The following is an 18,141-nucleotide window of genomic DNA, read 5'->3' on the forward strand; positions in this document are numbered from 1 at the left end:
CTGCGGATTCCGCGGCGGGATCGGCGGCGGGGCGGGTCTGTTGCATTGTCATTGTCGTTGCCATGATGTCACCGTTTCTGGCCTGCCGCGAGCCGCCGCTCCACGCCGATCGAGTAGCGCGACATGCCCCAGCAGAAGACGAAGTAGAAGAGCGCCGCGAAAGCGTAGCCCGTGTAGCTGATGGTCGGGGCGGCCCAGTTGGGATCGATACGGGATGCCTCGATGGTCTTGATCAGGTCGAAGATGCCGACCACGGAGACCAGGGACGTATCCTTGAACAGTCCGATGAAGGTGTTCACGATCCCGGGGATCACGATCCGCAGGGCCTGCGGTAGGATGATGAGGACCATCATCTGCGGGTAGTTGAGGCCGAGCGACATCGCCCCTTCGTACTGGCCCTTGGGCATCGCCTGCAGGCCGCCGCGCACCACCTCGGCCATATAGGCGGAGGCGAAGAACGCCGTTCCCACGAGCGGCCGCAGCAGCCGGTCGACGCTCGTGTCCGGCGGCAGGAAGAGCGGCAGCATGGTGTTCGCCATGATCAGCACGGTGATGAGCGGCACGCCGCGCACGAACTCGATGAAGATCACGGAAGCGAGCCGCAGGATCGGCAGCCGAGAGCGCCGCCCGAGGGCGAGCAGGATGCCGAAGGGCAGCGAGAATACGATCCCGACCGTTGCGACGATCAGCGTCACCAGGATGCCGCCCCAGAGCGCCGATGGAACCGGCAGGAGGCCGAAATCCCAATCGATCGCACCTAGGGTCAGGCCGATGACAGCGACGATACCGATTCCGACGATGAGCGCCGTGCGGACCGAGGCATTCAGCATCCGGGCCGCCGCTACGAGAACGCCAATCAGAATAGCGCTTGCAACCGCAAAGATCGTCCAGAAGCGCAGACCGAAATCAGCGTTTCCGCCAGTCAGCAGGATGTAGGACGCAACCGGGAAGACCCAGAAGAAATAGGCGGCGCCGAGGTCCCGCCGCGGCGCCCGCAGCCACAGCAACCAGCCGACGCCGATGGCGAGCAGGACAAAGAAGACATTGACCCGCCAGCGTTCCGCCGCCGGATAGGACCCGTAGGTGAAGAAATTGATCTTGTCCCAAACGAAGGCCCAGCAGGCGCCCACCGGGTGCCCCACCATGTCTTCACGGCAGACGCTGCGATCCGTCCCGGTCCAGACCGCATCCGTGATCATGAAGCGGACAATGGGCGGGACCATCACATAGAGGAGGTAGAGGACGACCAGAGTCAGGATCGTGTTGACCGGACCCGAGAAGAGGTTCTCGCGCATCCAGGCAATCGGCCCCCGCGCCAGCTTGGGCGGCGGCAGGGCCTCGATCTGATCGGAGCGGACGAAATGGGACATGTCGACGGAGGTGCTCATGCCAATCTCCTACCGTTCGACGATCGCCACACGGCGATTGTAGATATTCATGACGAAAGACGTCACGAGGCTGATGGTCAGGTACACGCCCATGGTGATCACCACCACTTCGATGGCCTGCCCCGTCTGGTTGAGGACAGTGCCCATGAAGACCTGGACGAGGTCCGGATAGCCGATGGCAACGGCAAGTGACGAGTTCTTCGTGAGGTTGAGGTACTGACTGGTCAGCGGCGGAATGATGACCCGCATTGCCTGGGGCACGACCACCAGGCGAAGGGTCTGCCCCGGCTTGAGGCCGAGCGATCCCGCGGCTTCGGTCTGGCCCTTCGAAACGGCCAGGATGCCGGCCCGCACCACCTCGGCGATGAACGCCGCCGTGTAGGTTGTCAGCCCGACCAGCAGGGCCACGAATTCAGGCAGGATCTGCATGCCGCCCTGGAGATTGAAGGTGCCCTTCCGGGGCATGTCGAAGGTGATCGGATTGGTGGCCGTGAGTGCCAGGACGAGCCAGGTAACGAGGGGAAGGCCGAGAACGAGCGCCAGGGTGACGCGCCCGACACGATACTGCCTGCCCGTCGCCTCCTGCTGCTTCTTCGCCCAGCGGCGGAAAAGCAGGGCCGCGACTGCGCCGACGACCAAAGCCACGAGAACGGCCGAGATGTCAGAGGCGAAAAGCGGGCGCGGCATGAAGAGGCCGCGGGAATTGAGGAAGAAGCCCGCGCCCATCTCAAGGGAGTTGCGCGGCTGCGGCAGCGGCCCGAGGACCGCGATATACCAGAACAGCAGCTGCAGCAGGAGCGGGATGTTGCGCAGCAGCTCCACATAGACCATCGCGACCTTGGCCACCATCCAGTTGGACGACAGGCGCGCAATGCCGATGATGAAGCCCAGAATGGTCGCGAACACGATGCCGATGGCCGACACCACGAGGGTGTTCAGGAGCCCGACCAGGAAAGCGTCGCCGTAGCTCGACCCCGCCGCGCTGAACGGGATCAGCGTCTGGCTGATGTCGAAGCCGGCCGTGGTCTCGAGGAAGCCGAATCCGGACGCGATCTTAGCCCGCTGCAGGTTCTCGATGGCGTTCGTCGCGGCGGCATAGAACAGGTACGTGACAATGACGACGAGAAGGATCTGATAGAAAGCGGCACGGATCTTCGGGTCGTAGAGAAATGATTTCTTTGGCGGCGACGTCTGACTGACAACAGTGTTCACCGGACCTATCCTCTAGAAGCTTGTTGTTCTTGGGCCGTTTACGTCCGCATCCGGTGGCGGCCTGTCCTTATCCGGAACGGCACGGCAGAAAGGGGCGCCCGGATCGCTCCGGGCGCCCTGCCCCGCATTCGCTTAGCGGATCGGGAGGCCGTACTGCAGGCCGCCCTTGGTCCAGAGAGCGTTCTGGCCGCGCTTGATCTTCAGCTTAGAGCCTTCGCCCACGTTGCGCTCGAAGCTCTCGCCGTAGTTGCCGATATGCTTGATGATCCGGTAGGCCCAGTCGTTGGTGAGACCGACCGCCTCGCCGAATTTGCCCTCGGAGCCGAGCAGACGCTTGATCTCCGGGTTATCGGAGCTCTTCATCTGATCAACATTGGCCTTGGTCACACCGAGCTCCTCAGCGTCGAGCATGGCGTTGAAGGTCCAGCGGACGATGTCGGCCCACTGGTTGTCGCCGTGACGCACTGCCGGCCCGAGGGGCTCCTTGGAGATGATCTCGGGCAGCACGATGTGGTCGTCCGGGTTCGAGGCGCGCAGGCGCTCCGCATAGAGGCCCGAGGCGTCCGTCGTGAAGGCGTCGCAGCGGCCCGCGTCATAGGCCTTGAACGTCTCGTCCGAGGTCGCGAAGGCCACCACCTCGTACTTCATGTTGTTGGCGCGGAAATAGTCCGCCAGGTTCAGCTCGGTCGTGGTGCCCTGCTGGGTGCAGATCGAGGCGCCGTTCAGCTCCTTGGCGGAGGAAACGCCGAGCTTCTTGCGCACCATGAAGCCCTGGCCGTCGTAGTAGTTGACGGCGGGGAAATCGAGACCGAGCTGCGTGTCGCGGGACATCGTCACGGTCGAGTTGCGGGACAGCACGTCCACTTCGCCGGACTGGAGAGCCGTGAAGCGGTCCTTGGCGGCAAGCGGGATGAACCGCACCTTGGTCGGATCGTCGAAGATCGCAGCCGCGATGGCGCGGCAGAACTCCACGTCGAGACCGGTCCAGTTGCCCTGGGCGTCGGGCAGACCGAAGCCGGCAAGGCCGGTGTTCGAGCCGCAGGTCAGATAGCCTTTCTGCTTCACGCTCGCGAGGGTCGCCTGGGCCGAAGCGCCCGTCGTCATCAGGCCGGCCGTCAAGAGGCCGAAGGCGATCGATACGATGGCCTTTTTCATGTCGATATAGTCTCCCAAATTGTACCTGGCTCGGCGATTTTTCCGCAGCCCAGCCGAGTTCCCTGTCGTACCGCTCCGCCCGTTTTCCGGCGATACGGTATCCACCCATCACATTCCATGATTGATCACCGGTCAAGTCTTGATAGGTGCCACTTTCGGCCGGGGTTGACGCAGACCTTAGGGCAGCCTCACATCGGAAGACCTTTCACCAAGCGCCTGGAACCATGACAAAATCTCCCTCACGCCCTGCCGATCTCGGCGAACGCACCCGCCTCGTCCATGCCGGCCGCGACCCATCTGAGCAGCACGGTTTCGTGAATACGCCGATCTACCGCGGCTCGACGGTTCTCTATCCGACCACGGACGATCTCCTGCGCCGGCGGGGCCGCTATTCCTATGGCACGAAAGGGACTCCGACGACCGAGGCGCTGGAGAAGGCCTGGACCGAAATGACCGGCGCGGCCGGCACAGTGCTGGCCCCGTCCGGGCTTGCGGCTGTCACGGTCGCGCTCCTGTCCTGCCTTAAGGCAGGCGACCATTTGCTGATGACGGATTCGGTCTACCTTCCCACCCGTCAGTTCTGCGAAGGGATGCTGAAGAAATTTGGTGTGGAAACCACCTATTATGATCCGCTCGTCGGGGCCGGCATCGAGACCCTGATCCGCCCGAACACCACCGTTGTCTTTACGGAAGCGCCCGGCTCGCAATCCTTCGAGATGCAGGACATCCCGGCCATCGCCGAGGTGGCGCACCGCCACGGCGCCGTGGTGATCATGGACAATACCTGGGCGACGCCCCTTCTGTTCCCGCCTCACGAGCGTGGGGTGGACATCGCCATCGAGGCCGGCACCAAGTACCTGAGCGGCGGTTCGGACCTGCTCCTCGGCCTCGTCTCGGCCAACGACCGCTGCTTCAAGGCGCTGCGCGAGACCTACGATTCCTTCGCCATGTGCCCGGGCCCGGAGGACGTGTTCCTGGGCCTGCGCGGATTGCGCACCATGGCGCTGCGGTTGCGCGAGCATGAGAAGCAGGCCCTCGACATGGCACGGTGGCTACAGGCCCGTCCGGAAGTGGCACAGGTGCTCCATCCGGCCTTGGAAACCTTCCCCGGCCACACCATCTGGAAGCGCGATTTCAAAGGCTCGTCGGGCCTGTTCTCGGTCATCCTCAAGCCCTGCTCCGACCAAGCCCTTGCGGCGATGCTCGATGGGCTGAGCCTGTTCGGCATGGGTTATTCCTGGGGCGGCTTCGAGAGCCTGGTGATCCCATTCAACTGCGCCACCTACCGGACCGCGACCAAGTGGGCGCCTGGAGGCCACGCCCTGCGCTTCCATATCGGCCTGGAAGACCTGGACGACCTCAAGCGCGATCTCGACGCCGGCTTTGCCCGGCTGCGCGATGCGGACGCAAAGGCTGCGTGAAGAAAGACAGCGCGGCGGTTGAGTCCGCCGCGCCTAGCCTGCCGCCGTCTCGGCTTCCGTCTCGGCCTCGGCAACGGCTTTCGCTCTCGCCTGGGCCTTGGTCTTCGCTTCCTTGGAGATCAGCATCAGGTTGCGGACATAGATGAAGATCGAGAAGAGCTGACCGAGGATGATCACGAGGTCGCGGCGGGCGAAGCCGTAGATGAGGGTCATCAGGCCGCCCGAGATGGACAGGAACCAGAACCCGACCGGGATGACGCTCCGCTCCGCCTTCTCGCTGGCGATCCATTGCACCAGGAAGCGGGCGCCGAAGACGAACTGCGCCAGCACGCCGAAAGCGGCCCACAGGTCGAAGCGCGCCACGACGATGTCGTAGAGATAGAGGCCGAGGTCGTGCGACAGGCGCATCAGCATCAGAGGATCTCCTGGGCAACCGGCACGCGGCGCCGGCGGCGGATCAGCCACCAGACTCCCGCAAGGTCGAGAATGCCAACCCAGAGCCGGTCAAACAGCCCATATTTGGATTGGCCCGCATGACGATGGCGGTCCACAACGTCCACATGGGCAATGGCATAACCCTCGCGCTTGACCAGGGCCGGCATGAAGCGGTGAAGGGCATCGAAATACGGCAGGCGCAGATAGATGTCGCGACGGAACGCCTTCAGGCCGCAGCCCGTATCCCGCGTTCCGTCCTTCAGAACGCGGCCGCGCACCCCGTTGGCAATGCGGGATTGCCATCGCTTCGCGGCGCCCTTGCGCCCCACGCGCTGGCCCGCAACCAATCCGGTAGCAGGATCGTCGAGAGGCGCGACCAGCTTGGGGATGAAGGCCGGGTCGTTCTGGCCATCCCCGTCGAGGGTGACGATGATGCCTCCCCGCGCGGCATGGACCCCTGTCCGGACAGCAGCGCTCTGGCCGCAGCTCGCCTCATGTTTCACGAGACGCAGCCAAGGCCGGGTCTGGCGGGCCTTCAGGACCACGTCCGCCGTATCGTCCGTCGAGCCGTCGTCCACATAGATCAGCTCGAAGGCTCCCAGCGGCGTGCAGGCGCGCTCGATCTCCTCCACCAGAGGAAGGACGTTGGGCGCCTCGTTCTTGACGGGCACGACGACGCTGATGCGCGGGGCCGAAGCGGGATCGGTCATAACTCTATGGCCATCGGCCACCTCTGGTAAATGGAACCGGCGTCACGGCTCGACCGCGTAGGCCCCGATATCGAGCCTGCGCCCGCTGTTGATATTGAAGCCTGCAACCCGGGTCGAGAGGGCAGGCTTCAGCCCGAGTCGCTCGTTCTCGGCCCGGAAGGCCTCCTCGAAGCGCTTCTCTACGAACACCATCCGGCAGCCGCCCTGGCCAAGGAAGGCCGAGGCCTCCTCGCCGGTCTCGAACATTTCCAGGTTCGTGCCGGTCAGGAAGACGAGGCTCGGCTCCCGATAGCCCAGGGTCGCGACCGCAGGGTTCTTGCAGGTCATGTTGCGCGCGGCCTCCGCGAGGCGCGGCGACAGCTTGAGGGAGCGCAGGTCGAGCTGGACGAAGCCGAATACCCCGACCGACAGACAGGCAGCAGCCGCAAAGCCCAGCCAGAGGCTCTTGAGCACCTCGTTCCGGACGAAAAGACGCCAAGCATAGAGCGCGATCAGGGACGAGGCGACCATCGCCGGCAGGCCCCGGTAAGGCAAGGTGTGGTCAAAGGACCAGTTCACGGCCGACAGGCCGATGGTGAGGCCGACCGGGATGAGCGGGATCAGGATCGTGGCCGGCTTGGCGACCGGACGGTGCGGGCCTACGAAATGGCGCAGGATCGCCAGCACCGTGATCACGCCGATCGCCGGATAGAGCGGCATCACGTAATGGGGCAGCTTCGTCGGCACCGCCTCGAAGATCAGCCAGGAGGGCACGACCCAGGCGAGGCAGAAGGCCACTGCGTCCTCGCGCCGGTGGATCCAGGCGAACGGGACCGCGATGGCCGCGAGGATGGCGCCCGGCCAGTAGGTGGCAAAGAAGGCGAGCAGGTAGAACCCGGGTGGCGCCCAGTGGTAGCGCTGCGCGGTGCCGACCTTGCCCAGCATGTCGTGCCCCACCGCCTCCGCGTAGAAGGCCCCGCCGCTCTTGAGCGCAATGGCCACGAACCAGGGCAGGACGACCAGAAGCGTGAAGACAGCCCCGAGGCCAGGCCTGAGCGGCAGGAGCCAGCGAAACGAGCGCTCCCGGTAAGACAGGATGGCGGCCGTGAGCCCGGCGAACATCAGCACGAGCGGCCCCTTGATGAGGATGCCGGCCGCGAAGCCAAGCCAGAAGATCGCGAGCGTGCGCTTGGGCAGGATCCCGGCGCCCCGGCCCAGATAGGCCCGCGCCAGCCCTCCCAACACGGCCACCGCGCAGGCCGTCAGCGCCGCGTCCGTCTTGGCGAGGCGCGCCTCGACCATGAGGATGATCGAACTCGCCATGAGAGCCGCGACCAGGAAAGCGCCACGCCGCCCAAGGAAAGCCAGGGCGGCCCAGTAGGTGAGAAGAACGGTCGCCAGCGCTCCGAACAGGGACGGAATGCGGTAGAGCGCAATGGTCGTCCGGGCCTCCGGCACGCCGAGGGCCTCGCCTATCGAGACGGTGGCGCTCTGGAGCCAGTAGATTCCTACCGGCTTTTTATGTCGGGCCTCGTCCTGAAAGCGGATATCCACGAATTCCCGGGTTTCGAGCATCTGCTTGGAAGCCTGGGCATAGCGCGGCTCGTCCCGGTCCATGGGATGGAGCGACGCAAAGCCCGGCAGGAAGCAGACAAGCGACAGGAGCACGAGAACCAGACAGAGCCTGAAATGGCTCCGCTCGACTGCGTTCGCCGCCTGCGCCATAGAAAAATGGCGCAGCGAGAGGCGCTGCTGGGGGACCATACCGTCCATTCAAAGCTCCGGCGGCGAAATGTCTTATGGTTCGAACGACTTCGCAAGGGGTCGGGCCCCTCGAAAGGCGCTCATGTCTCTCAAAGCCGGGGGGAAGTCAAATGGACGGAAGGTAGCGGCCACTCGGCCGCCACCGGTCCGGGGCAGGTCCGAATCAGGAGCAGGTCTGGCCCTAATCCCTATGCGGCAGGACCGTATTGAGCACCTGTTTGGCGGTTCCCAGGATCACGCCGCCCTCGTCGGGATCGCCCTTCAGGAGCGTCGAGGCGAATTTGCGGGCCTGTTCCAGGGTGATGTGGGACGGAAGCGGAGGCACGTCCGGGTCGGTCTTCACCTCCAGCAGGACCGGGCGGTCGCTGGCGAGGGCCTCGTCCCAGGCAGCACCGAGCTTCTCGGGGTCGTCCACATAGATCCCTTTTAGGCCGATCAGCTCCGCGAACTTGTGGTAGGGCACGTTCGGCAGGTCCTGGGAGGCCTCGAACTTGGGATCGCCCTGCATCACCCGCTGCTCCCAGGTAACTTGGTTCAGGTCCTCGTTGTTGAACACGCAGCAGATCCAGGTCCGGTTCGTCCAAAGCTGCCAGTATTTCGCGACCGTGATCAGCTCCGCCATGTTGTTCATCTGCATGGCGCCGTCGCCCACCAGGGCTATGACCGGCCGGTCCGGATGCGCAAATTTGGCCGCGATGGCGTAAGGAACCGCCGCTCCCATGGAAGCCAAGCCGCCCGACAAGGAGCCCATCATGCCGCGCCGGAATTTGAGATCCCGGGCGTACCAATTGGCGCAGGAGCCGGAATCGCTGGTCACGATCACGCGCTCCGGCAGGCGGGGCGAAAGCTCCCAGGTGACCCGCTGCGGGTTGACCGGGTTTGCGGACGCCATGGCCCGGGCCTCCAGGTCCTTCCACCACTCGGCGATGTTCGCCTCGATCCCTTCGCGCCAGGACCGGTCGGCCTTGTGCTTGAGGCGTGGGAGAAGAGCCTTCAGAGTCTCGGCGCTGTCGCCCACCAGGTTCACCTCCATGGGGTAGCGCAGGCTCAGCATTCCGGGCTTCAGGTCGATCTGCACCCCCCTCGCCTGCCCCTCCTTGGGCAGGAACTCCGCATAGGGAAAGCCGGAGCCGATCATGAGTAGTGTGTCGCACTCGTTCATCATGTCCCAGCTCGGCTTGGTGCCGAGGATGCCGATAGAGCCCGTGACGAAGGGCAGGTCGTCCGGAACGGCCGCCTTGCCGAGGAGCGCCTTTGCGACGCCCGCCCCAAGGGCCTCTGCGACGGCCACGACTTCGTCGGTGGCGTGGAGGGCCCCTGCCCCCACGAGAATCGCCACCTTCTCGCCGGCATTGAGCACCTCGGCGGCGCGATCAAGGTCCCGGTCATAGGGAACGACCCTCGGGTCCGTATAGCCGACGCCGGAATGCACGGTGCCGTGCTTGCGCGGCGGCTCCATGTAATCCTCCTCCTGGAGGTCGCTCGGCAGCACGATGGCCGTGACGGTCCGCTCGGCCTTGGCGATGCGCACCGCCCGGTCGACCAGGTGGCGAACCTGCGGAGCAGTGCTCGCCTGGTGGACGAAGGCGCCCGCCACGTCCTGGAACGTCGCCTCGAGCTTCAACTCCTGCTGGTAATGCCCACCGATAGCGCTGCGCGCCTGTTGGCCCGCAATGGCCAGGACCGGCTGATGATCGAGGCGGGCGTCGTAAAGCCCCGTGACGAGGTGCGTTGCGCCCGGCCCCGACGTGGCGATGCAGACCCCGAGCTCGCCCGAGAACTTGGCGTAGGCCGAGGCCATGAAGGCCGCCATCTCCTCGTGTCGGGCCTGAATGAACGTGATGGCTCCATCGGCTCGGTTCATGGCGCCGAAGACCCCGTTGATGCCGTCTCCGGGATAACCGAAGACGAGACGCACGCCCCACTCGCCCAAGCGCTGAACAATGAAATCGCCGACCGTTCGAGCCATGGTGCACCTGCCTATTGCCGTTTTGCCGTGGGACCGCCGGGCGGCAGCCTTCCGGTGAACCGCGTCACGGACGGGATGTTCCGGCCTGCGGCGGAACGGCGGCTGCTCCCTCCGGTTGTCCCTCCGCGACCGAAGGGCAAAGCGACGATGGAGCAGGCGCATATTCTCGGCTTCCTGGCCCTTGGCGCCATCGTCCTGGCCACCGTGTGGCTGCCCGTGGTGCTGCAGCGCTTTCCGTTGTCCCTCCCCATGGTGGCTTTTGCGTTCGGCTATGTCTTTTTCAGCCTCTCCCCCATGGGCCGCTTCACGGCGGAGGAAAGGAACGTCGCCGAAATCCTGCTGGAATTCGTTCTCGTGGTGGCCGTCATGGGGGCGGGTCTCAAGATCGACCGGCCCTTCGGTTTCCGGGCCTGGGCCAGCACCTGGCGGCTCCTGGGGCCCGGAATGCTCTTGACCATCGCAGGTATTGCGATCGCGGCGGTCGTCGTCCTCGACCTGCCGCCCCCGCTGGCCCTGCTGCTCGGCAGTATCCTGTCACCGACCGACCCGGTCCTCGCATCGAGCGTGCAGCTGGGCCCGCCGGGCGCAGGCGAGGAGGGAGAGGTGCGCTTCGCCCTCACGTCCGAGGCAGGTCTCAACGACGGCCTCGCATTCCCGTTCGTCACGCTGAGCCTCCTCTGGGCCGGAGCGCCGGAGCCGGGATGGCTCACCCACTGGTTTCTCGTCGAGCTTATCTGGAAGCTCCTGGCCGCCGTCGCCGTCGGGCTCGTCGTCGGCGGCGGGATCATGGCTCTCAACCACCGCCTGCCGGCGCCGTTTCGCATTTCCCGGTCGAAGAACGCTTATGCGGCCCTCGGTGTAGGGCTCCTGGTCTACGGACTGGCCGAATGGGCGCATGCCAACGGTTTCGTGGCGGTGTTCGTCGCCGCCGCGACCATCCGCAACATGACCCGCAATCTCGACTACACCCGCACGATCCACGGGTCGGAAGAGCAGATCGAACAATTGGTGATGGTCCTCGTCCTCATCCTCTTCGGCGGGTCCGTCGCCGAAGGCCTGATCGGCCCCTTGAGCGTTTCCGAGATCGTGTTCGCCACCGTGGCCCTCGTGGTGGTCCGGCCCGTGGCGGTCCTCATCGGCTTCGCGGGCTCGCGAGAGCCCTTTCCGGTACGGGCTGCGACAGGGTTCTTCGGCATTCGAGGACTGGGAACGCTCTATTATGCGACCTATGCGGCCGAACGGCTCAGCCATGACGCTGCCGGGCAACTTTGGCATGCGGTCGGCCTCGTGGTGCTGATGTCCGTCTTCCTCTACGGCCTGAGTGCCACGCCGATCATGCACAGGCTCGATACGCTGCGACTGCGGCCTCCCTCGTCCGCCGAATAGTCGGGCCTTGCGCGGGATAACAACGCTCATGCGCCCAGCGAAGGGCCGCGACACGGCTTCCGACGTGTCATGCGTTTCGGTTTTGCTGTAGGGAATCAAGGAACGGCCCGCCCCAGGCCCTCCCGCTCCGGAGAGACGATCCATGCAGAGCTCTGCCCAACAGGTTACCGCCCCCCTTCCCGCCTCGCCGACCTACGAAGACGTGGTGGTGGCAGCCCGACGCATCGAAGGCATCGCCCATCGCACCCCGGTGCTCACCTCACGGACTGCAGACGCCCTTACGGGCGCAACCTTGTTCTTCAAGGCCGAGAACCTTCAGCGGGCAGGCGCCTTCAAGTTCCGCGGAGCCTACAACGCCATCGCGCGGCTCTCCGAGGACGCGAAGAAGCGGGGCGTCGTGGCCTTCTCGTCTGGCAATCACGCCCAGGCCATCGCCTATGCGGGCCAGCTCCAGGATGTCCCAAGGGTCATCATCATGCCGCAGGATGCGCCGGCCATGAAGGTGGCGGCCACCAAGGCCTATGGCGGCGAGGTCGTGCTCTTCGACCGCTATACGGAAGACCGGGAGGCCATTGGGCGGAAGCTGTCCGCCGAGCGCGGCCTCACGCTGATCCCTCCTTACGACCACGACGACGTGATCGCCGGCCAGGGAACGGCCACGAAAGAGCTCATCGAGGAGACTGGCCCCCTCGACATGCTCTTCGTCTGCCTTGGCGGTGGAGGCCTGCTTGCGGGGTCGGCTCTCGCCGCGAAGGCATTGTCGCCGCAATGCCGGATCTTCGGCGTCGAGCCGGAAGCCGGGAATGATGGCCAGCAATCCTTCCGAAGCGGCGAGATCGTGCGGATTCCCGTCCCGTCCACCATCGCCGACGGCGCCCAGACCACTTATCTTGGCAGCAAGACCTTCCCGATCATCCGCACTCTCGCGGAAGACATCGTGACGGTGTCGGACGCCATGCTGGTGGATGCCATGCGGTTCTTCGCGGAGCGCATGAAGATCGTCGTGGAGCCGACCGGCTGCCTTGCGGCCGCAGCGGTTCTGAACGGAGTCGTGCCGTGCCGCGGACTGCGCGTCGGCATCATTCTGAGCGGGGGCAATGTGGACCCGAAAGCCTTCGCGCGTTTCCTCGCCTGATCCATCCAAGCTTCCGATTCGCACAGCCCAGGAGACACGGGACATGAGCCTTGAATCCGTCCGCGCCTTCTTCGCGAAGAACGCCCCGGAGATTCGCATCATCGAGAAATCCACCAGCACCGCGACCGTTGCGCAGGCGGCCGAAGCGCATGGGGTGGAACCTGGACGGATCGCCAAGACCCTGTCCCTACGCGTGGGCGAGCGAAGCTTTCTTGTGGTCACCCGAGGCGATGCGCGGCTGGACAACCGGAAGATCAAGGCGGCCTTCGGCGGCAAGGCTTCCATGCTCGGTGCCGAGGAGGTTCAGGCTCTGACGGGTCATCCGGTCGGCGGCGTATGCCCTTTCGGGCTGGCTACACCCCTGCCGGTCTATTGCGATATTTCCCTAAAAGCCTTCGACGAGGTCGTGCCGGCAGCAGGCGCGGTTCACACGGCGGTGCGGATCGCGCCGCAACGCATGGTGGAACTTGTCAATGCAGCCTGGGTGGATGTCTGCCAGGATCCACCCGCGGTGGGTGAAACTGGGAACTAACCGCCTGCAGGACAGACAATCGACACACATCTTCCGTAGGGGCGTCGATCCGACGAAAAGTGCAACGCTTTCGTGGAATTAACGAAATATAAGCGTCTCCCAGTGTCCAATTGTCTCGGTTGATGCAGGTTGCAGGAACTGGGTTCTTTCAACGGCTGCGTTATAACTTCAGATGCATGACGTTTCCTGCCGGTCGAGAATCCGAGGACCGCATATGACGGAAGATGAAGTCGAAACGGTCGCGGCGGAGCTTGCGAAGGCCGGCGGCCATTCCTGGTATCCGGGCCGAGAGCGGGGGCCCTTCAAGGTTGTAGCAGACAGGTATCGAGACCGCGCCCGCCTCGCCATCGCGGCTCTGGACCGCCTGCGTACGAGCCGTCACGCTTCACCGAATGGTGGCGCGCAGGAGCCGATCGAGGGCCTCGTTTTCCACGACGCAGAGACGGCCTCTCGCAGCGACGCATTAACGGTCGGCACGACAGTGCTCTACCGCCCGCCTGGGGACCAACGATTCTATCGGTGCCGGGTCGAGAAGATCGATGGACGCCGAGCTTATCTCGTGCCCGACATTAAAATTTGCACGGGCTGGGTCGACATCGACAATATTTCTCCTGCGGCGAACGAAGAGACGCAGGCGCTCTGACCTAAGCGGACAGCGGAAAGCCGAAGAGCTTGGCGGCAATTCTTTCCTGGCGCTTTAGCGTTGCAGTTCCAGCATTTCGTTGACAGATGACAGCCACTTGTTTTTAAGCGACAAGTCCATCCGCGCTGGTTCTGGCTGTGCGATATTATTTTCATCTGACAAACGGCCACGATGCCATTCGCGACGAAGAAGGCACGGAGGTCTCCGACACCCAGGCCGCCCTTACGTCCGCCATGGAAGCCATCGAGGAACTGCGCGCATCCGACCCGTCCTATTCGGAGGACTGGCAGGGATGGCGCCTCGAAATCGTCGATTCGGCCGGCCGACTGATTCAGGCCCTTCCGCTTGTCGATTCCGCCTCTCATTGAATGAGTCGCACGGCGAGGTGCGGTGCGATCTCTCGACAGCCGGGCAAGCTTGAAAACTCTGTGAGTCAGATGGGAGCGGTTAGGAAACGCCGACTTGCCGTCGGGAACCTGCACGTTCCCATCCTCCGGGCAAAATCATCAAAGCCTTGCAGTTTCAGTGGCTTGATGGTGAGCGCGCTGGGACTCGAACCCAGGACCCTCTGATTAAAAGTCAGTTTTTACGTGGTATCGTGTCATCACGCTGGTTCATTCTGGATAACCGTAAATCGTTGTTAAAAAACAACAAATCAGGATGGAGCGGCGCAAGTGTCTGGCCTACAAACAGGCTTTCACTTCTGACAAACCGTTACCAATACCGATACCAAATTAGGGAAACCGACATGCTGACAGACCGGCAAATCCAGGCGGCCATCCGGGGCGCGCGGGGCGAAACAATCCTGAACGATGGCGCGCGCGGGAAAGGCGCCGGAAGCCTGCGCCTGCGCATCAGGCTGGGCGCCAGGGGCGTGACTGCTACATGGTTCGCCTGGTGGCAGAAGGACGGCAAGGCAGCCACCATCACGCTGGGGCGATACCCGGAACTGACGCTGGCCGAAGCGCGCGAGAAATGCGACCAGGCCGTGGGGCAGGCAAAGAACCCGGCGGCCGCCCAGGTTCCAGCCACGGACCGGACCGTGGCCAAACTGTTTGCCGGGTACATCGCCAGCATGCGCCAGGATGGCCGGCGAAGCGCGGACGAGGTGGAAGGGCAGCTGGACCGCGCCATGGCTGTCCTGGGGGCGGATACACCAGCTGGCGACGTGACGCCGGCGGACATCGCCCTGGTCCTGACTCCGATCTATGAGCGCGGCGCCCGCGTCATGGCCGACCGCATGAGGGCCTACCTTTCCGCCGCGTTCAACTGGGGCATCGAGGCCGGGAACGACTACCGGGCGAAGGTGCGCCAGGACTGGGGCATCAAGTCGAACCCGGCCGCGCAGGTGAAGCGAGACACGGCCGCGAACGTGGCGCGGGACCGGAACCTGTCTGCCGACGAAATGGCCGCGCTATGGCATGCCGTGGACGGCGAAGGGTTCATGGACGGCACCGGGGCCGCCATCAGGCTGCTGCTGTGCTGCGGCCAGCGGGTCCATGAAACGATGCGCCTGGAAGGCCGCGACGTGGACCTGGACGCGGCCGTGTGGACCATGCCGGCCACCAAAACGAAGGGGGGCAAGCCGCACGCCATCCCGCTGCCGCGCCAGGCCGTGGAAGTCCTGCGCCCTCTGGTGGACAAGTACGGCCGCGGGGCGCTGTTCCCGGCGCGGTTCGGGGAATCCGAACGGCAACTGGCGTCATCCGTGGGAAAGGCCATCAGGCGCTGGCTGGTGGGCAGCGGGGCCGAACGATTCCAGGCGCGCGACCTGCGCCGCACCTGGAAGTCGCGCGCCCACGATGCCGGCGTGGACCGGTTCACGCGCGACCTGATCCAGCAGCACGCCAAGGGCGACACTGGCAGCAAACATTACGACCGCGCCGAGTATATGCCGCAGATGCGTGATGCCATGGACAAGTGGGAAGTGTGGCTTGATTGCAACGTTGTTAAAACGCAACATAAGCATTCTGTTGCGGCGTGATATAATGCGCGACACGCCTTAAAAATTCGATGCCCGACGACGCCGCAAACCGGCACCAGGGCGCGAGGCGGAAACCGCCGAAATGAGAAACCCCGGCCATGTGCCGGGGTTTTCTTTAGCCTGCCTAGAACGGAATATCGTCGTCCATGTCGGCCATATTGCTGGCAGGTGCCGCAGCCGGGGCGGCTGGGCGCGGCTGCTGCTGCTGCGCGCTGGTCCCGACATCGCCGCCAGCACGCGGCCCAAGTTCAACGTCGATCACGCGCGCCGCCAGTTTGTGGCCTTGGCCATTCTTGCCCTGGAACGTTTCGATGTGGATTTCGTCCAGGGTGAAGCAGTGCAGGCTGCCTTTCACCAGGTACTGCGCGAGGGATTCAGCACGCTTTCCCCACAGCGATGCGTCAATCCATTGCGTAGGCCGGTTTCCGTCCTGCCCTTTCTGTCCGTAACTGACTGCCAGCGACAGATTACACACGGCATCGCCGTCTGGCGTATAGCGCACTTCGGCATCCCGGCCCAGGCGGGCCATTCCGATTGTTTTCATGATGATGTGTTGCCTATAAAAATGCAGCCAGCACGGCGCCGGCCGCAGTGTTGAAAATCACTTTCTGGTGACGCGCGCGTATTCGTCGGCGCATTCTCGCCCGCAGAAAAGCCGCTGGCTTTCATCCGGCCCGAACGGTTCGCTGCACAGCGGGTTCAGACAGTGACCCATCGGCGTGGGCCTGGGAGTGGAGGCGGCAATCGCCGCCTGCGCCGCCAGCGCGTGTTCGCGTTCCAGCATTTCCACGTCCGTGGCCTTGTCGTAAATATCAGCCATCGTTTTGCGCTCCATGGTGCGGGGTATTGTCATTCGCCGCATTATTGGCCGCTGCGCAGCGTTCCATGGCGATGACCGCGCCGGCCAGGTAATTGATGGCGCCCAGCAGTTCACGGACGGCAGCATCACGCTGCAGGCGCTGGGATTCTTCGGATTTCTTGAACGCCTGACCAAGCAGCGCGCCGACGCCGAAGCGCCGCGCCGTGTCCTGCATCACTTGGCTGTCGAACGGTTCGCCTTGCGCGTGCCGTTCGTGACCCTTTCCATGCGCTGCCTGGTGAAACGCGCGCCCCAGCACGCCGGCCAGGCTTTCGTATCCTGGTGCGTCCAGCAGGACGCCATTGTGGTGATGTTCCATGTTCATGATTTCGCGGTTTCTGGTTCTGTGTCGTTGTCGTTTGCGGCGCGCAGGTGCGCGGATTCCCATTGTTCAAGCTGGCGAATCGGATAGCGCACTCTGCTTCCGAACTTGATAAACGGCGGGCCTTTGCCCTGCGCGCGCCAGTTTGCCAGCGTGCCGACCGTCACCGCAGCGCCCCATCGCGCCACGACTTCGGCCGGCGTGAGGTTCACGGCTGGCTGTCCCATGGTTTTTTCCTTTCCTTATTCAGCGGCCTGGGCGGTATTGCCCAGCACCTGTTCGTTCAAGTCCGCCAGGTTCTCGCCACCCGGCTGGGCTTGCGTGCGGGCCTTGTCGAACGCTTCGGCGGACGCCTTGATTTCGTCGGGGCAGCTGCCGCCCAGGGCCTTGCGGATGTCGGCCGGCAGCACTTTCCACGCCGCCGTCAGCGCGGCCATTCCCTGTTCTGCGGTGGTTCGCAGCGTGTTGCGCGCGTGTTCCACCTTCGGGTCCAGGGCCACGCCACCGCGCACCCATTCGCGCATAGCCAGCCCTTGCTTGGCCGACAGATAACCCTGGTGGATTTCACCCGGGGCGCCGAACACCGGCACCAGGTCGGCGGGGCATTTCATCACGTCGCGCGACTTGCCGCCGTCCCACATCATGAGGCTGGCTGTCATTTCGAACATGAAATTTTGTTCCTGGACTGGCATCACGCCCTGGGGGATGAATTCGGTTTTCCCGTCGCGTTTTTCTACCTTGACCTTTTCGCGGGCGCGGATGCAGACGATGATGTGCATGTCGCATTGCAACATCACGTTCATGAACCGCTTGTGTTCGGCCTTCGCGTCGTTCCAGCGCGGCACTTTCAGGTTCGTTCCTGGGGGGCTGGCGATATCCTGGCACCCGCCGGTCCCTTCCCATTCGTGCGTCACGCTGTCGATCACCAGGACTTCGACGCCCGCGTGCTGGAACTGCATAATGGCATCAATGTACCGCTGCGGGGAAAACGGCGCATCAAGATCCCCGATAAGGAACTGGTCCACGCTGCCGTCCCGGCGTTTCAGGATATCGGAATAGAGCGACCCGCGCCGGTTTTCCGTGTCGATAAATCCCACCTTGCTGGCGTCGCCCCCGGCCAGGCCCCAGGCCAGCTGCAGCGCGCTGTACGTTTTCCCGCTGCCAGAAATGCCGGCAATGCCGACCACCAAACGCGCGCCCGCTCGTTCCGCCTTTCGAATGTTCAATACGGCCATGATTTTCCTTTG

General features: G+C 64.1%; 19 protein-coding genes. 7 read left to right on the plus strand and 12 right to left on the minus strand.

Annotation, left to right across the window (positions count from 1 at the left end; translation table 11 throughout):
* Positions 1-68 precede the first annotated feature (68 nt).
* The 3 genes from C4E04_RS11665 to C4E04_RS11675 form a co-directional block, all read right to left on the minus strand.
* Entirely contained in the window at positions 69-1,388 is a 1,320-nt protein-coding gene (locus tag C4E04_RS11665) for an amino acid ABC transporter permease (protein WP_109597650.1), read from the minus strand.
* A 9-nt stretch (positions 1,389-1,397) separates the two neighbouring features.
* The gene (locus C4E04_RS11670; protein WP_109597651.1) at positions 1,398-2,600 is read right to left on the minus strand and encodes an amino acid ABC transporter permease; all 1,203 of its coding nucleotides are present in this window, start codon (positions 2,598-2,600) and stop codon (positions 1,398-1,400) included.
* Positions 2,601-2,732: 132 nt separating this feature from the next.
* Positions 2,733-3,755, minus strand: a complete 1,023-nt coding sequence (locus C4E04_RS11675; RefSeq protein WP_109597652.1) for an amino acid ABC transporter substrate-binding protein — start codon at positions 3,753-3,755, stop codon at positions 2,733-2,735.
* A 224-nt stretch (positions 3,756-3,979) separates the two neighbouring features.
* Here C4E04_RS11675 and metC point away from each other — a divergent pair, with 224 nt between their 5' ends.
* On the plus strand, positions 3,980-5,176 hold the full coding sequence (gene metC, locus C4E04_RS11680; RefSeq protein WP_109597653.1) for a cystathionine beta-lyase: 1,197 nt from the start codon (positions 3,980-3,982) through the stop codon (positions 5,174-5,176).
* A gap of 33 nt (positions 5,177-5,209) precedes the next feature.
* Here the strand turns inward: metC and C4E04_RS11685 are convergent, their stop codons facing one another.
* The 4 genes from C4E04_RS11685 to C4E04_RS11700 all read right to left on the minus strand — a co-directional run bounded on the left by C4E04_RS11685 (position 5,210) and on the right by C4E04_RS11700 (position 10,033).
* Positions 5,210-5,590, minus strand: coding sequence for a lipid-A-disaccharide synthase N-terminal domain-containing protein (locus tag C4E04_RS11685; protein ID WP_109597654.1), 381 nt, complete (start codon positions 5,588-5,590; stop codon positions 5,210-5,212).
* Positions 5,590-6,321 (minus strand): glycosyltransferase family 2 protein, encoded by a 732-nt coding sequence (locus tag C4E04_RS11690; protein WP_109597656.1) that lies wholly within the window; start codon positions 6,319-6,321, stop codon positions 5,590-5,592. The genes C4E04_RS11685 and C4E04_RS11690 overlap by 1 nt, the downstream gene beginning before the upstream one ends.
* Before the next feature lie 42 nt (positions 6,322-6,363).
* Positions 6,364-8,073, minus strand: a complete 1,710-nt coding sequence (locus C4E04_RS11695; protein ID WP_109597657.1) for a glycosyltransferase family 39 protein — start codon at positions 8,071-8,073, stop codon at positions 6,364-6,366.
* A gap of 172 nt (positions 8,074-8,245) precedes the next feature.
* Positions 8,246-10,033: a thiamine pyrophosphate-requiring protein gene (locus C4E04_RS11700; protein WP_109597658.1), complete on the minus strand. Its 1,788-nt coding sequence runs from the start codon at positions 10,031-10,033 to the stop codon at positions 8,246-8,248.
* A gap of 147 nt (positions 10,034-10,180) precedes the next feature.
* Here C4E04_RS11700 and C4E04_RS11705 point away from each other — a divergent pair, with 147 nt between their 5' ends.
* The 6 genes from C4E04_RS11705 to C4E04_RS11730 all read left to right on the plus strand — a co-directional run bounded on the left by C4E04_RS11705 (position 10,181) and on the right by C4E04_RS11730 (position 15,713).
* Positions 10,181-11,419, plus strand: a complete 1,239-nt coding sequence (locus tag C4E04_RS11705; protein WP_162559366.1) for a sodium:proton antiporter — start codon at positions 10,181-10,183, stop codon at positions 11,417-11,419.
* Between the two features lie 142 nt (positions 11,420-11,561).
* Positions 11,562-12,554 (plus strand): threo-3-hydroxy-L-aspartate ammonia-lyase, encoded by a 993-nt coding sequence (locus C4E04_RS11710; RefSeq protein WP_109597660.1) that lies wholly within the window; start codon positions 11,562-11,564, stop codon positions 12,552-12,554.
* A 43-nt stretch (positions 12,555-12,597) separates the two neighbouring features.
* On the plus strand, positions 12,598-13,086 hold the full coding sequence (locus C4E04_RS11715) for a YbaK/EbsC family protein (protein WP_109597662.1): 489 nt from the start codon (positions 12,598-12,600) through the stop codon (positions 13,084-13,086).
* Between the two features lie 214 nt (positions 13,087-13,300).
* The gene (locus tag C4E04_RS11720; protein WP_109597663.1) at positions 13,301-13,729 is read left to right on the plus strand and encodes a hypothetical protein; all 429 of its coding nucleotides are present in this window, start codon (positions 13,301-13,303) and stop codon (positions 13,727-13,729) included.
* Positions 13,730-13,866: 137 nt separating this feature from the next.
* Positions 13,867-14,097, plus strand: coding sequence for a hypothetical protein (locus tag C4E04_RS11725; RefSeq protein WP_109597664.1), 231 nt, complete (start codon positions 13,867-13,869; stop codon positions 14,095-14,097).
* 380 nt (positions 14,098-14,477) lie between these two features.
* Positions 14,478-15,713, plus strand: coding sequence for a site-specific integrase (locus C4E04_RS11730; protein WP_109597665.1), 1,236 nt, complete (start codon positions 14,478-14,480; stop codon positions 15,711-15,713).
* Positions 15,714-15,837: 124 nt separating this feature from the next.
* On the opposite strand, the gene C4E04_RS11735 is transcribed toward C4E04_RS11730, so the two are convergent.
* The 5 genes from C4E04_RS11735 to C4E04_RS11755 form a co-directional block, all read right to left on the minus strand.
* Positions 15,838-16,242, minus strand: coding sequence for a single-stranded DNA-binding protein (locus C4E04_RS11735; RefSeq protein ID WP_210204563.1), 405 nt, complete (start codon positions 16,240-16,242; stop codon positions 15,838-15,840).
* Between the two features lie 72 nt (positions 16,243-16,314).
* Positions 16,315-16,533 (minus strand): hypothetical protein, encoded by a 219-nt coding sequence (locus C4E04_RS11740; RefSeq protein WP_109597668.1) that lies wholly within the window; start codon positions 16,531-16,533, stop codon positions 16,315-16,317.
* Positions 16,526-16,897, minus strand: a complete 372-nt coding sequence (locus C4E04_RS11745) for a hypothetical protein (RefSeq protein ID WP_162559367.1) — start codon at positions 16,895-16,897, stop codon at positions 16,526-16,528. Before C4E04_RS11745 ends, C4E04_RS11740 begins: the two co-directional genes overlap by 8 nt.
* Positions 16,894-17,121, minus strand: a complete 228-nt coding sequence (locus tag C4E04_RS11750) for an AlpA family transcriptional regulator (RefSeq protein ID WP_109597670.1) — start codon at positions 17,119-17,121, stop codon at positions 16,894-16,896. The genes C4E04_RS11745 and C4E04_RS11750 overlap by 4 nt, the downstream gene beginning before the upstream one ends.
* A 15-nt stretch (positions 17,122-17,136) precedes the next feature.
* Positions 17,137-18,129 carry an AAA family ATPase gene (locus C4E04_RS11755; RefSeq protein WP_109597671.1) on the minus strand — a complete coding sequence of 331 codons (993 nt, stop codon included), beginning with the start codon at positions 18,127-18,129 and terminating at the stop codon, positions 17,137-17,139.
* Positions 18,130-18,141: the final 12 nt, after the last annotated feature.

Origin of the sequence: Microvirga sp. 17 mud 1-3, from assembly GCF_003151255.1 — a bacterium.
GTDB lineage: Bacteria > Pseudomonadota > Alphaproteobacteria > Rhizobiales > Beijerinckiaceae > Microvirga.

Coding starts and splice junctions, on each gene's coding strand:
- C4E04_RS11740 (WP_109597668.1), bottom strand. CDS start 16,533: ATGGCTGATATTTACGACAAGGCCACGGACGTGGAAATGCTGGAACGC.
- C4E04_RS11685 (WP_109597654.1), bottom strand. CDS start 5,590: ATGCTGATGCGCCTGTCGCACGACCTCGGCCTCTATCTCTACGACATC.
- C4E04_RS11705 (WP_162559366.1), top strand. CDS start 10,181: ATGGAGCAGGCGCATATTCTCGGCTTCCTGGCCCTTGGCGCCATCGTC.
- C4E04_RS11750 (WP_109597670.1), bottom strand. CDS start 17,121: ATGGGACAGCCAGCCGTGAACCTCACGCCGGCCGAAGTCGTGGCGCGA.
- C4E04_RS11720 (WP_109597663.1), top strand. CDS start 13,301: ATGACGGAAGATGAAGTCGAAACGGTCGCGGCGGAGCTTGCGAAGGCC.
- C4E04_RS11675 (WP_109597652.1), bottom strand. CDS start 3,755: ATGAAAAAGGCCATCGTATCGATCGCCTTCGGCCTCTTGACGGCCGGC.
- C4E04_RS11690 (WP_109597656.1), bottom strand. CDS start 6,321: ATGACCGATCCCGCTTCGGCCCCGCGCATCAGCGTCGTCGTGCCCGTC.
- C4E04_RS11715 (WP_109597662.1), top strand. CDS start 12,598: ATGAGCCTTGAATCCGTCCGCGCCTTCTTCGCGAAGAACGCCCCGGAG.
- C4E04_RS11665 (WP_109597650.1), bottom strand. CDS start 1,388: ATGAGCACCTCCGTCGACATGTCCCATTTCGTCCGCTCCGATCAGATC.
- C4E04_RS11755 (WP_109597671.1), bottom strand. CDS start 18,129: ATGGCCGTATTGAACATTCGAAAGGCGGAACGAGCGGGCGCGCGTTTG.
- C4E04_RS11730 (WP_109597665.1), top strand. CDS start 14,478: ATGCTGACAGACCGGCAAATCCAGGCGGCCATCCGGGGCGCGCGGGGC.
- metC (WP_109597653.1), top strand. CDS start 3,980: ATGACAAAATCTCCCTCACGCCCTGCCGATCTCGGCGAACGCACCCGC.
- C4E04_RS11695 (WP_109597657.1), bottom strand. CDS start 8,073: ATGGACGGTATGGTCCCCCAGCAGCGCCTCTCGCTGCGCCATTTTTCT.
- C4E04_RS11700 (WP_109597658.1), bottom strand. CDS start 10,033: ATGGCTCGAACGGTCGGCGATTTCATTGTTCAGCGCTTGGGCGAGTGG.
- C4E04_RS11735 (WP_210204563.1), bottom strand. CDS start 16,242: ATGGCCCGCCTGGGCCGGGATGCCGAAGTGCGCTATACGCCAGACGGC.
- C4E04_RS11710 (WP_109597660.1), top strand. CDS start 11,562: ATGCAGAGCTCTGCCCAACAGGTTACCGCCCCCCTTCCCGCCTCGCCG.
- C4E04_RS11745 (WP_162559367.1), bottom strand. CDS start 16,897: ATGAACATGGAACATCACCACAATGGCGTCCTGCTGGACGCACCAGGA.